Annotated in this window: 13 protein-coding genes; 3 read left to right on the top strand and 10 right to left on the bottom strand. The window is 62.0% G+C overall.

Annotated features, from left to right (window positions below):
- Positions 1-24 precede the first annotated feature (24 nt).
- The 4 genes from EKL02_RS02865 to EKL02_RS02850 form a co-directional block, all read right to left on the bottom strand.
- A complete protein-coding gene (locus EKL02_RS02865; RefSeq protein ID WP_128900633.1) occupies positions 25-663 on the bottom strand; it encodes a BON domain-containing protein in 639 nt (212 codons plus the stop codon).
- Positions 656-1,249, bottom strand: coding sequence for an SIS domain-containing protein (locus EKL02_RS02860; protein ID WP_128900632.1), 594 nt, complete (start codon positions 1,247-1,249; stop codon positions 656-658). The genes EKL02_RS02865 and EKL02_RS02860 overlap by 8 nt, the downstream gene beginning before the upstream one ends.
- 66 nt (positions 1,250-1,315) lie before the next feature.
- Entirely contained in the window at positions 1,316-1,651 is a 336-nt protein-coding gene (locus tag EKL02_RS02855) for a YraN family protein (protein WP_241687897.1), read from the bottom strand.
- Positions 1,652-1,700: 49 nt separating this feature from the next.
- On the bottom strand, positions 1,701-2,849 hold the full coding sequence (locus EKL02_RS02850; RefSeq protein WP_128900630.1) for a penicillin-binding protein activator: 1,149 nt from the start codon (positions 2,847-2,849) through the stop codon (positions 1,701-1,703).
- Positions 2,850-2,860: 11 nt separating this feature from the next.
- Between EKL02_RS02850 and rsmI the strand changes: the two genes are divergently transcribed.
- Positions 2,861-3,784: a 16S rRNA (cytidine(1402)-2'-O)-methyltransferase gene (rsmI, locus tag EKL02_RS02845; RefSeq protein WP_128900629.1), complete on the top strand. Its 924-nt coding sequence runs from the start codon at positions 2,861-2,863 to the stop codon at positions 3,782-3,784.
- On the opposite strand, the gene EKL02_RS02840 is transcribed toward rsmI, so the two are convergent.
- From EKL02_RS02840 to EKL02_RS02815, 6 genes are all read right to left on the bottom strand, one after another.
- Positions 3,781-4,893, bottom strand: a complete 1,113-nt coding sequence (locus EKL02_RS02840) for a septal ring lytic transglycosylase RlpA family protein (protein WP_128900628.1) — start codon at positions 4,891-4,893, stop codon at positions 3,781-3,783. The two genes, rsmI and EKL02_RS02840, sit on opposite strands and share 4 nt — an antisense overlap.
- Positions 4,894-5,078: 185 nt before the next feature.
- Entirely contained in the window at positions 5,079-6,200 is a 1,122-nt protein-coding gene (rodA, locus tag EKL02_RS02835; RefSeq protein WP_128900627.1) for a rod shape-determining protein RodA, read from the bottom strand.
- Positions 6,201-6,206: 6 nt separating this feature from the next.
- A complete protein-coding gene (gene mrdA / locus EKL02_RS02830) occupies positions 6,207-8,141 on the bottom strand; it encodes a penicillin-binding protein 2 (RefSeq protein WP_128900626.1) in 1,935 nt (644 codons plus the stop codon).
- A 76-nt stretch (positions 8,142-8,217) separates the two neighbouring features.
- Positions 8,218-8,730 carry a rod shape-determining protein MreD gene (gene mreD, locus EKL02_RS02825; protein ID WP_128900625.1) on the bottom strand — a complete coding sequence of 171 codons (513 nt, stop codon included), beginning with the start codon at positions 8,728-8,730 and terminating at the stop codon, positions 8,218-8,220.
- Positions 8,727-9,899: a rod shape-determining protein MreC gene (gene mreC / locus EKL02_RS02820; RefSeq protein WP_128900624.1), complete on the bottom strand. Its 1,173-nt coding sequence runs from the start codon at positions 9,897-9,899 to the stop codon at positions 8,727-8,729. Before mreC ends, mreD begins: the two co-directional genes overlap by 4 nt.
- 138 nt (positions 9,900-10,037) lie before the next feature.
- Positions 10,038-11,081 (bottom strand): rod shape-determining protein, encoded by a 1,044-nt coding sequence (locus EKL02_RS02815; RefSeq protein ID WP_128900623.1) that lies wholly within the window; start codon positions 11,079-11,081, stop codon positions 10,038-10,040.
- A 304-nt stretch (positions 11,082-11,385) separates the two neighbouring features.
- On the opposite strand from EKL02_RS02815, the gene gatC reads away from it, so the two are divergent.
- Complete coding sequence (gene gatC / locus EKL02_RS02810; protein WP_128900622.1) at positions 11,386-11,688, top strand: Asp-tRNA(Asn)/Glu-tRNA(Gln) amidotransferase subunit GatC; 303 nt, start codon at positions 11,386-11,388, stop codon at positions 11,686-11,688.
- A gap of 24 nt (positions 11,689-11,712) precedes the next feature.
- Positions 11,713-13,173 carry an Asp-tRNA(Asn)/Glu-tRNA(Gln) amidotransferase subunit GatA gene (gene gatA / locus EKL02_RS02805; RefSeq protein ID WP_128900621.1) on the top strand — a complete coding sequence of 487 codons (1,461 nt, stop codon included), beginning with the start codon at positions 11,713-11,715 and terminating at the stop codon, positions 13,171-13,173.
- Positions 13,174-13,187: the final 14 nt, after the last annotated feature.

Genomic DNA, 13,187 nt, shown 5'->3' with positions numbered 1-13,187 from the left:
CGCTCCTTGCTACGGACCGCCGGATTATCTTGTTTGCGGCTGGTTCGACATCGACATCTGTTTGAGTTCGTCTTCGCTGATGTAATCGAACACCTTGATTACCTTGCGCACGCCTGACACCCCGGCAGCAACCTGGGCTGCACGCGTGGCTTCACGTTCAGTCACCCGGCCCATCAGGTAGACAGTGCCGCGCTCGGTGACGACCTTGAAGGAATTGGCAAACAAATCCTTGGCGTCGACGAAGGAGGCCTTGACCTTGCCGGTGATGAGGGAATCGTTGGAGCGCGAAGTCAGGCTGGACAGGGCAGCGATTTCCAGTTCGTTGACCACCGCGGCAACGCCTTCCACCGCAGCGATTTCGCGCTCGGCGGCATCCCGCATCTGCGCATCGCGCACTTCGCCAGTCAGGAGCACCTTGCGGTTGAAGCTGTTGACGTTGACATGACCGGCATCCCCTACCAGCTTGCCGATCCGGGTCTCACCCTTCAGCATGATGCCGCGATCCTCGGTCTGCGCGCCCAGCGTGCGGCGATCGGTTGCCGACAGCGTGCCCACCACCGTGCCGCCCGCAGCCAATGCCAGGCAGCCTTGCAAACCGGTGGCCACCATGCCGCACAACAGGGCTGCGGCCAGTGGCCGTCGCATCGCTTTCCATTCAATCATCCGTATCTCCTCCAAAAAGCGCGACGTCAATACCGTCGCATAAACAGTGAATCGTCAGTAAATGCACTTCCAGCACCCGCGCGGCGCGCTCATGCGGCACGCAGATATGCACATCGGCATCGCTGATTTGCTTGCCGATGGCGCCGCCATCCCTGCCGGTCAGCGCGACCACCCGCATTTCGCGTTCGAGAGCGGTATCGACTGCGGCGCTGAGGTTGGCCATGTCACCGCTGCCGGATATCACCAGCAACACATCGCCTGGCTGGCCGAAGGCCTGCACCTGCTTGCTGTAGACCTCGTGGAAGCCGGCATCATTGCCCACCGCCGTCAAGACTGCGGCATCTGCGCCAAGTGCCATCGCCGGCAAGGGCAGGCGTTCGCGCTCGAAGCGGCCCACCAAGGCAGCTGCGAAATACTGGGCGTGGGCCGACGCGCCGCCGTTGCCGCACGCGAGTATCTTGTTTCCATTAGACAATGCCGCAAACATAAGTTCCACAGCTTGTGCAATTGGTTGCACCAATGCCGAGGCGGCCTGGATTTTCAGTTCGGCGCTTTCCTGGAAGTGCCCGAGTATACGATTGCTCATGGTGGGGGATTATAAGTGTTGATGAACGGACTTGCATTTCGCATTTGCGCAGCCGTCGGCATCACCTCAGGCTTCGATAGCGTTTTTCAGCCAGGTGAGGTTGCCACCGTCGATCGCGACCACATCGATACGGCAAGGCGGCAGCGTCTTGTAACGCAACAGGAAATACTGTGTGGCGCGCAGCAGGCGGCGCTGCTTGGCGGGAGTCACGCTGGCCGCCGCGCCGCCAAAGTCGCGGCTTGCGCGCTGGCGCACCTCGATGAATACCAGGCAATCCTGCTCGCGCATGATGAGATCGATTTCGCCGGCCTTGCAGCGGAAATTGCGCGTCACCAGCGTCAAGCCCTGCCGCGACAAGTGCGCCAGCGCGGCATCTTCGCCGGCCTGGCCCGACACCTGCATGGAAGTCTGGGAACGTCTGGGCACCTCCGGCGTATTCACGCAGCCTCCTTCAGGGCATGCGCGGCAGCGGCGCCACCATGCCATCCTGGTAGGCGGCGGGTTGGGCGGCGCGGCGCAAGCGGTAATTGCCCGCAGCGAAATTGACGGACAGGCGTCCGGTGACGCCATCGAGTTCGAAGGCTGTGCGATGCGCGGCGATTTCACGCGCGACGCGGTAGGCATCGATTCCAAGCGCATACAGGCGATCAAGGTCCGGGTTGGCACGCCGGTCGGCCTCCATCACGGGACGCGGGTAGACCATGACCGCCGGATGATCCGGTTGCAGCAGCCAGGGAAGATCGAGGAGGCGCACGCCATTCATTTCGATGCGCTTCTCGGCGCTGCGCCAGTCGGCGGCGTTCCAGGGATTGAGCTGCGACGTGCCATAGGTATGCGGCGCCGGCGCCAAGCCCTTTGGCAGCGCCAGTTGCATCTGCTGCGCCTGAAAGGCATCCAGGCCGAAAAACACGACTGCGGGCTTTTCCTCCATCAGGCGCTTTCTCACTTGCTCCAGGCCGGCGGCGCTGAGGTAGCCGCTGCTGCTGGCAATCTCGACCGGCAGCGCCTCCAGCCCCAGCTCCTGCCATTGCGCGGCAAAGGCACGGGCAGCGCGGCGCTGCCAGGCAACGCCACCGGCAATCACGACCGCCTTGGCCTGCTTTCGGCCGGCGCCGGCCCACGTGGCCAGCTGGCGCGCCTCATCCTCGATCGACAGACCGATTGCCAGCGCCTGCGCCGGCAGCGCAATGTCGGCATCAGCCGGCGCCAAAGTCAGTGTCGGCTTGGCCACCTTGCCGCTCCGGGCAATCGCCGCGACGTCAGCGCGTGCCAGCGGACCGACCACGATATCATTCTGCGCCAGCGCACTCTCGTAGGCCGACAGCGCATTCTGGGCGCCATCGGCGCTCTCGACCAGAGTCACCTCGATGCCGTCCGGCTCACGCTCATGCGCCGCCATGAAGCCGGCACGCAGCGCCTGCGCCGCCGTGCTGAAGGTATCGGACAAGGTCGGCAAGACGATGGCAATGCGGGTTCTGGCAGGCGCGGCGGCCCCATCATCGGACGCGGCCGCAGCATTTGTAGTTGTATTTGCGAGCGCAGGCGCGCACAATCCGCACACCAGCCCCAGCAACACCGTTTTTACCGCCTTGTCCAACATAGCGTCTCCTCATGAGCACCCCATCGAACAACCTGAACCATGCCAGCGACCCGGCTGCCGCCCTGCCCCTGCAGGATGAAATCGCCCGGCAAACTTACCCGGGCGCCACATTATATGTGGTGGCAACACCAATCGGGAATGTCGGCGACATCAGCTTGCGCGCACTCAATGTACTTGCCCTTGCCGATGCCGTCGCTTGCGAAGACACCCGCAATACTGCACAACTGCTGGCGCGTTACGGCCTGTCCAAGACCTTGCTGGCGGCACACGAACATAATGAACGCGAGATTGCCGACAAGCTGATCGTCCGCCTGCAGGCGGGCCAGCGCATCGCCCTGGTGTCGGACGCCGGCACACCCGCCGTTTCCGACCCCGGCGCGCGCATTGTCGATGCCGTACGCGCGGCCGGCCTGCGGGTGATGCCGCTGCCCGGCGCTTCGGCAGTGCTGGCGGCGCTGGCGGCCAGCGGCCTTGTCAACGACCGCTTTCATTTCATCGGTTTCCTGCCGGCCAAGGCGAAGCAGCGCGATACCGTGCTGGAAAGCCTGCGCCACGAAACCGCAACCGTGGTGCTGTACGAAGCGCCGCACCGCATCGTCGATACCGTGACGGCACTGGCGGCAATCTTTGGTCCGGCGCGCCAGGTCGTGCTGGCGCGCGAGCTGACCAAGCTGTTCGAGGAAATCCACCGCTGCCCGCTGGGCCAGGCGCTGGCCTGGCTTGATGCGGACAGCCATCGGCAAAAGGGGGAGTTTGTGCTGCTGCTGGAAGGCGCACCGCACGCGCCCGAGGAAGGCGCAGCCGAGGCGGAGCGCATCCTGAAGATCTTGCTGGCTGAGTGCCCGGTCAAGCAGGCTGCCGCGCTGGCGGCGCAGATCACCGGACAGAAAAAAAATGCGCTTTACGAACGCGCCCTGCAACTCAAGGAAGCCTAGCGCCGCACCACCAGGGACTTGACCGAGCCCGTTTCAATGAGCTTCTGGGCAATGGCGTCTGCCTCGTCGCGACTGGCGAAAGGCCCGCTCATGAGACGAAACACGGCGCCGCCCGGCTGGACTTCAATCGACGGCAACGTGCCGTCCCATTGTTTCTGCAGGCGCGCGCGGGCGCTTTCCGCGCTTTCCGCTTGCGAATAGGCGCCCAGTTGCAGATAGAATCCACCCGGTACGGGCGCGCCGGCCGCCACGGCATTGCCTGACTCGCCCGCAGACGTCGCGGAAGCGGTAGCGGAAGTCACGGCATTTGCGACTGGCACGGAAAACACCGCCACTTCGGGTTTCTGCACAGCCTGCACAGCCACTGGTTGCGCTGCAGGCGCGGCCGCCTGCAGCGTGTCGCGCACGGCATCGGGCGCTGCAGCGGATTTTGGCGGCCGGCTGACTGACATGCGCTCAACCTCTTCCGGCAGCAGGCGCTCGATTTCCAGTTCAGCGCTGCCGTGCTGCAGATAGCCGAGTTTGAGTGCCGCAGTATAGGAAAGATCCATGATCCGGCTCGAATGGAACGGTCCGCGGTCATTGACGCGCACGATCACCTGGCGGCCGTTGGCAACATTGGTCACGCGTGCATAGGATGGAATTGGCAGGGTCGGATGTGCCGCCGTCATCTTGTACATATCGTACGGCTCGCCGGACGAAGTGCGCTGGCCGTGGAATTTCTTGCCGTACCAGCTGCCCCGCCCACGCTGACGAAATGGCCGTTCGTCGAGAAACGGGGTGTAAGTCTTGCCGAACACGACATACGGGCGATTACCGCTTTTAGCATACGGCTCCACCTTTGGCTCGGCATCGGGCGTTGCCAGCAAGCCCTCCGGCTCGGCGTCGCCGGGGCCATCGTCCTGATAATAACCGCCCCGCCCCGAGCCGGCCGGCGGCAATCCCGGCCGCTTCGACGCCGCTGTCGGCGCCGTCTTTGCGCCACTTTGATCTGCAGGCGTCTGCGGCAAGCTGCCGCAGGCTGCCAGGACCAATGCACACAGCATCCCCGGCAATACATTCGCAATTTGCCGTCGCGCGACGGCATTCCTGATTCGATTCGCCGGCATGGCGCTCTCCCTGATCTGATCGTAATGCCGGAACCTGACGCCCATCCGCAGGAGCGCGTCAGCCGCAGGCCGCATTGATAACGCCAGGCCGCAGCACGCGAGACGCGCCGGACCTGGCTTTTTTGCCATATAGCAAGGGAGATTGTATGGCACATGCGCTGTCATGGCAAAGCCATGACAGGCAATCAACTCTGCATGAGCTTGCGGTGACGATGAATGCTCATCAATATGCCCACCGCGAGGCCAAGCGTCACGAATGCCGTGCCGCCATAGCTCATGAAGGGCAACGGCACGCCGACCACCGGCAGAATGCCACTGACCATGCCCATGTTGACGAAGGCGTAGGTAAAGAACATCAGCGATAGCGCGCCCGCCAGCAGGCGGGAAAACAGCGTGGGTGCGTTGGCGGCAATCAGCAGACCCCGGCCGATCAGCAGCAGGTAGAGCACCAGCAAGAGCATATTGCCCATCAGGCCGAATTCTTCGGAATACACGGCAAAGACGAAGTCGGTAGTACGTTCCGGGATGAATTGCAAATGCCCCTGCGTGCCGTTCATCCAGCCTTTGCCTGTCATGCCGCCGGAACCAATGGCAATCATCGACTGGATGATGTGGAAGCCCTTGCCGAGCGGGTCGGTGGTCGGATCGATCAGGGTCATGACGCGATGACGCTGGTAGTCATGCAACATGTTCCAGGCGATCGGCATGAAAGATGCGCCGGCAATGAACAGCCCCCCCAGGACTTTCCATGACAGGCCTGCCAGGAAAATGACGTAAAAGCCCGCGGCCGTCACCAGGGTGCCCGTGCCCAGATCGGGCTGCCGGATGATCAGTGCCGCGGGAATGGCCAGCAACACCCCGGCGACCATGAACTCCTGCCACGAGATCGTGCCTTCGCGCTTCTGGAACCACCAGGCCAGCATCAGCGGCATGGCGATCTTCATGATTTCGGATGGCTGGATCACCACGCCGACATTGATCCAGCGCCGCGCCCCCAGCTTGATAATGCCGAAGAGCGCCACCCCAACCAGGAGCGCGACGCCAACCGCGTAAATCGGCGCGGCCAGCCGCATCAGCATTTGCGGCGGCACCAGCGCGGCGAGCCAGATGATGACGAAAGACAGGGCGATATTGCGCAAATGGTCTTCCAGACGGCCCGGAAAGCCGGAGCCGGCAGACACCATGTTGACCGTGCTGACAGCCAGGATCAGGCAAACGAGCAGCAGCAGCGTGCCATCGAAAACGTTCACGTAGGGCTTGAGCGTGGCCCAAATGCTTTTTTTGCCGGAGAAATCGGGGGAATACATAAGGAATCAGTCTCCGCTGACGTGGCCATGCGGGTCGACTTGCGGTTCGCTGGCCTTGATGTCGGCCTGCTTGTCCGTCTCGTTTGGACGCTTGCCAAGCAGATAGTAATCGATGGCCCGGCGCGCGATCGGCGCAGCGGCAGCCGAGCCGAAGCCGGCATTCTCGACAATCACCGCCAGCGCGATCTTCGGCTGGTCGTAAGGCGCAAAGGCGATGTACAGCGAGTGGTCGCGGTGGAATTCCGCCATCTTGGTCGCATTGTATTTTTCGTTGGCTTTCATGCCGATGGCCTGCGCCGTGCCGGTTTTACCTGCCGAGACGTATCCGGCCCCGGCGAATGCGCGCGCGGAAGTGCCTTCCTTCGGCACGCCGGCCATCGCGTGCTTGATGAAGTCAATGTTTTCCTGCTTGAGCGGAATCCGGTAGCTTTCGCCGCGCACGGTCGGCTTGCGCTCCTTGCTCACGCTGTCTTCGATCACCTTGACCAGATGCGGGCGCATGACGACACCATTGTTGGCGAGATTGGCCATGGCGTGCGCCAATTGCAGCGGCGTGAATGAGTTGTACCCCTGGCCAATGCCGATCGATACCGTTTCGCCCGCGTACCACTTCTGTTGCTCGGGCCGCTTGTAGCTGGCGCGCTTCCAGGCAGGCGAAGGCAGCACGCCGCGCCGCTCGTTTTCCAGGTCGATACCGGTGAGCTGGCCAAAGCCGAACGGCTTCATGAAATCATGGATTGCCTCGATCCCAAGGTCCGAGGACAGCATGTAATAGTACGTATTGCACGACTGGACAATCGACTTGTACATGTCGACCATGCCGTGGCCGCCCACCTTGTCGTCGCGGAATCTGTGGTTGCCGAACCAGTAATAGCCCGGATCGGAGATGGCCTGGTTGGGCGTGCGCTTGCCCAGTTCCAGCGCCGCCAGCGCCATGTAAGGCTTGAAGGTTGACCCTGGCGGATAGGTGCCGATCAGCGGTCGGTTCAACAGCGGCTTGTTGACCGAGGTGTTCAGCTCATCCCAGCTCTGCGTGTCGATGCCGTCAACGAACAGGTTGGGGTCGAACGTCGGCATGGATACATAGGCGAGGATATCGCCCGTTGCCGGCTCGATGGCCACCAGCGCGCCGCGCCTGTCGCCGAAAGCTTCTTCGATGATTTTCTGCAATTCGATATCGATCGACAAGATCAGATTGTGGCCAGGCGTGGCCGCATTGCGCTTGAGCGTGCGAACCGCACGCCCGCCGGCGGTGACTTCGACTTCTTCGTCACCGGTCCTGCCATGCAGGATCTGTTCATACTTCTTTTCCACGCCCTCCTTGCCGATGTAATCGGTGCCGGCATAGTTGGCGGCTTCTTCATCAGGCAATTCCTCGATCTTCTGGGCGTCGCGCTGGCTGATGCGGCCAATGTAGCCGATCAGATGCGATGCGGTTGCGCCCATCGGATACTGGCGGAACAGGCGTGCCTGGATCTCGACACCGGGAAAGCGATAGCGCTGCGCAGTAAAGCGCGCAACTTCCTCGTCGGTCAGGCGGGTGCGGATCGGCACACTGGCGAAATTCTTGCTTTCTTCCTGCAGTCGCTTGAAGCGTTTGCGATCCTTGGGCTGGATATCGACCAGCGCCGACAATTCATCGATGACCTTTTCCAGCGGCGCGCCAAGTTTGGAGGGCGTAATTTCAAGCGTATAGGCGGAAAAGTTACGCGCCAGGACGACGCCGTTGCGGTCGATGATCAGGCCGCGATTGGGCACCACCGGCACCACCGAGATCCGATTGTCTTCGGCCTGGGCGACATAGTCGCTGTGCCGGAATACCTGCAGCCAGACCAGGCGTGTAAACAGAAGGCCGAAACAAATGAACACGAACACACCGACCACCGACAGGCGCAGGCGGAAAAAATGCAGTTCGCGTTCGGTATTCTTAAATTCAGTCATGCCAATACATGCGGCCGGAACCGCAGTGACCATGCAATATGCCGACGTGGCGGAATGGGCAAGCAAGCATCGTCGTTCAGATCGGACGCGTGTCGTCGCGGTTGACGGCGCGGCGCTGTGGCGCCAGCAACAGCCAGCTTACCACCGGCCACAACAGGGTCGCCACCAGGCTTTCCACGAAATAAAACCATCCTGGAAGCTGCTGGCTGACGATCCCGCGCACCACCACTTGCACGATCTGCATCAGCAGCAGCAGGGGCAACACGTGCAAAGCCTGGATGCCGATCGGGAACCACAGCACGCGGCGATGGATCATGATCGCGAAATAGGACAGCAAGGTATACGACAGCGCATTCTCGCCAAGCAGGGTGGCGTCGTGTACATCCATCAGGATGCCCATGAAAAATGCCACCCCAATACCAACGCGGCGCGGCTGATGAATGCTCCAGAACACCAGCACCAATGCTACAAAGTCCGGCACGCCGATCCATGTACCCCAGGGCAACATATTCAACAGAAAGGCTACCACCAGGCTCAGGAAGATAAAGAGCGGATTGGCCGGCAACAGGATGTAATGCGGCTGGTTCATGGTCGGGGTTCCACTGGCAGTGGCGCTTTGACCGGCGCGGGCGCGGGCGCGGGCTGTGCCGGCGCCGGTTTGACGACTGCCGCAGGTTTGACGACTGGCGTCGGTGCCGCAGGCCGCGCGGGGTTGTTTGGTCCAGCCGGCGCAACTGCCCCAGGCTTGACAGCCGGTACTGCCGGCGGCGTCCTGGGCGAGATTGCTGCCGGGGTTGCCGGCGGCGTCGACGTTGCCGGGGCGGGCTGGCCGGGCACCGGCTTGACTTCAGCTTTTGCAGCGGATTTCACCTCGCCCTTGGACGATGCCGGCGTCGGCGTGGTCGCCGGCTCGCGCACGGGCATCTGGAATTCGGTCAGCAGGATCAGCAACTGGCGGTTGCTGTCGATGCCTGCAGCCGGCTGGCAAACGATCTTGGCAAAGGCGTCCGAGGATTTTTGCTCGACTTGCGACACCCGCGCAACCGCGAGGCCCGCCGGATAAATGCCGTCAATGCCGGAAGTCACCAGCACGTCGCCCTTGCGGATATCGGCATTGGCAGGCATGAAGCGCAGATCGAGCGCTCCCGACTGGCCGCGACCATAGGCAACGCTGCGCAAGCCGCTACGCACGACCTGCACGGGTATGGCCTGGTCCTTGTCGGTCAACAGCGTGACTTCGGAGGTAAAGGGAAATACCCGCGTTACCTGCCCGACCACGCCGGTATCGTCGATGACGGGCTGGCCGGCCTTGACGCCCTGTTGCGAACCACGGTCGAGCACGATCTTGCGCGTGAAAGGGTCGCGCGCATCATAGAGGATTTCCGCCATCAGGGACTTTACGGCCAGCCGCTCGCTGGCACCGAGCAGGCGGCGCAGGTGGGCGTTTTCTGCGGCCATTAACTGTACCTGCTGCAGGGTCTGGGAATTGAGTACCTGCTGGCGCTGCAATTGCCGGTTCTCTTCCTGGGTGCGGGAAAGAGAAGAAAAATACTCCCCCACGCCATATGCGGCATCGCGTGGCATCATGGCCAGGCGCTGCAACGGGTAAAGGGCGGTACCAACCACCTGGCGGATCGCGCCGAGCGTCTGCCAGTGCGCATCGGCCACCAGCAAGACAATGGCAATCAGGGAAAAGATCACCACCTTGGCGCGCGCGGAGGCGCCTTGCTTGAACAGTGGCGGTGGGCTGTATTCCATCTACGGATTAGAGAAACGACAATCTAACGGACTTACAATAAAACAGGCGGGACGCACCCGCCTGACATTTCCGACACGTCTTGGACAAGTTGCCGCGAATAAAGTTTTGCGCGGCGCCTCGATCAACGTACTGCCGCCTTACTCGTAAGAGAAGATCGAGCCGAGCTTGTCCATGCGCTCGAGCGCCATGCCCGAGCCACGCACCACGCACGTCAGCGGGTCTTCGGCGACGATCACCGGCAGGCCGGTCTCTTCCATCAGCAGGCGGTCGAGGTCGCGCAAAAGGGCGCCACCGCCCGTCAGCATCATGCCTTTCTCGGCAATATCGGCCCCCAGTTCCGGCGGCGTCTGCTCCAGCGCGTTCTTGACGGCGGAAACGATGTTGTTCAGCGGGTCGGTCAAGGCTTCGAGGATCTCGTTGGACGAAATGGTGAAGGAGCGCGGAATGCCTTCGGACAGGTTGCGGCCCTTGACTTCCATTTCCTTGACTTCGGAGCCCGGGAAGGCCGAACCGATCTCTTTCTTGATCGCCTCGGCGGTTTGCTCGCCGATCAGCATGCCGTAGTTGCGGCGGATGTAGTTGACGATGGCTTCATCGAACTTGTCGCCGCCGACGCGCACCGAACCCTTGTAGACCATGCCGCCCAGCGAAATGATGCCCACTTCGGTCGTGCCGCCGCCGATATCGACCACCATCGAACCGGTCGCTTCCGACACCGGCAGACCCGCGCCGATTGCCGCCGCCATCGGTTCCTCGATCAGGTAGACCTGCGAGGCGCCGGCGCCGAGGGCCGATTCGCGGATGGCGCGGCGTTCGACCTGGGTCGAGCCGCACGGCACGCAAATGATGATGCGCGGGCTAGGCTTGAACAGCTTGGAGTCGTGCACCATGCGGATGAACTGCTTCAGCATCTGCTCGGTGACGGTGAAGTCGGCGATCACGCCATCCTTCATGGGGCGGATCGCTTCAATGTTGCCCGGCACCTTGCCCAGCATTTGCTTGGCTTCCTTGCCCACGGCCTGGATGGTTTTCTTGCCGTTCGGGCCGCCTTGCTGGCGAATCGCCACTACGGACGGCTCGTCGAGCACGATGCCCATGTTACGCACATAAATTAATGTGTTGGCCGTGCCCAGATCGATGGCCAGGTCGTTCGAAAAGTAGCCGCGTAAAAATCCAAACATGTATTCGCCCTGACGCGCAAGCAAAGTGCGCGCAACAAATTAATAAAATTAAATCCGGAAAATCGCATCGACGCCACGCCGCTTTGGCGGGCCGTCTGCGACCTGATGCCCGTCGGCAAGCGACACCGATCGCGTATTAGCCCGACATTCTACCTTATAATCTGGCTTGAATTAGCGCGTGGAAAAACCAAAAATGTGCGGAAAACGCACAGTTTAGGCAAGTTTTTTGCTGGATTGCCACGCTCTTTGCTTTTTGAAAAATGCCTTCGGCAAGACTTCTTACCAGGCTTACCACATTCCGACCATGTCACTTGAATTCTCCGACGTAAAGCGCCTTGCCAAGCTGGCGCAACTGGAACTGACCGATACCGAGGCCCATGCCACGCTCGACAAGCTCAATGGCATTTTTTCCCTCGTGGAACAGATGAAAACCATTGATACGACCGGTGTCGAGCCGCTCAACCACCCGATTGCTGCCCTCCAGCAAGACCTGGCGCTGCGCCTGCGCGAAGATGTGGTCACCGAGCCCAACCGCCGCGACGACTATCAGCAAGTGGCCCCAGCGACCCAGGACGGCTTGTACCTCGTGCCTAAAGTGATCGAATAAGCCGCAACCGCCAACGACCGACCCATGCATACCAAAACCATCAAACAACTCTCGGCGCTCCTGCAAGCCCGCGATATTTCGGCCAGCGAGCTGGCCAGCCTGTATCTGGCACGGATCAGGCAAAGCGACCTGAATGCCTACCTGCACGTCGATGAAGAGTTGACATTGCAACAAGCAAAGTCTGCCGACGCCCGGCTGGCAGCCGGCAACGCCACTGCGCTGACCGGCATTCCGATCGCCCACAAGGATATTTTCGTCACGCGCGGCTGGCGCTCGACCGCCGGCTCGAAAATGCTGGAAAATTATGTCAGCCCCTTCGACGCCACGGTGGTGGAACGGTTCAACGCGGCCGGCACGGTCACGCTGGGCAAGCTGAACTGCGACGAGTTCGCCATGGGCTCGTCCAATGAAAACTCGTACTTTGGCCCGGCTAAAAACCCCTGGGACAAAGCGGCGATTCCGGGCGGCTCGTCGGGCGGCTCGGCGGCGGCCATTGCCGCGCGCCTGGCGCCCGGCGCCACCGCCACCGACACCGGCGGCTCGATCCGCCAGCCGGCCGCGCTCTGCGGCGTCACCGGCATCAAGCCGACTTATGGCCGCGTGTCGCGCTTCGGCATGATTGCCTTCGCGTCCTCGCTCGACCAGGGCGGCCCCATGGCGCAGACCGCCGAAGATTGCGCTCTGCTCCTGAACGCCATGGCCGGCTTCGACGAACGCGATTCCACCAGCATTTCCCGTGCTGACGAAGACTACACCCGCAACCTGAACCAACCGCTGGCGGGCCTGAGAATCGGCGTGCCGCGCGAATATTTTGGCGCCGGCCTGGCCGCCGACGTCGAGCAATCCGTGCGCGCCGCGTTGAAGGAATACGAAAAGCTGGGCGCCACCCTGGTCGACATCAGCCTGCCCAAGACCGAGCTGTCGATTCCCGTGTATTACGTGATCGCCCCGGCCGAAGCATCCAGCAATCTGTCGCGCTTCGATGGCGTGCGTTACGGCCATCGTGCAAAAGACTACAAGGACCTCTCCGACATGTATTGCAAGACCCGCGCCGAAGGCTTCGGCGACGAGGTCAAGCGGCGCATCCTGGTGGGTGCCTACGTGCTGTCGCACGGCTACTACGATGCCTACTACCTGCAGGCGCAAAAGATCCGCCGCCTGATCGCGCAGGATTTCCAGCAAGCCTTCCAGGCCTGCGACGTCATCATGGGGCCAGTGGCGCCGACCGTGGCATGGGACTTGGGCGACAAAGCCGACGACCCGGTGGCCAACTACCTGGCCGATATCTTTACGCTCTCGACCAGCCTGGCCGGCTTGCCAGGCATGTCGATTCCCTGCGGCTTCGGCCAGGGCGACAAGAATGGCAAACGCCCGGTCGGCCTGCAGCTGATCGGCAATTACTTTGATGAAGCCAGGCTGCTCAACGTCGCCCATCAGTACCAGCTGGCGACCGACTGGCACGCGCGCCGTCCGGACGGCGTGTAAGCCCAAAAATACAG

The organism is Janthinobacterium sp. 17J80-10, from assembly GCF_004114795.1.
Classification (GTDB): Bacteria; Pseudomonadota; Gammaproteobacteria; order Burkholderiales; family Burkholderiaceae_D; genus Paucimonas.
The sequence above is the reverse complement of the archived record's forward strand: the minus strand, read 5'-3'. Positions and strand labels throughout refer to the sequence as shown.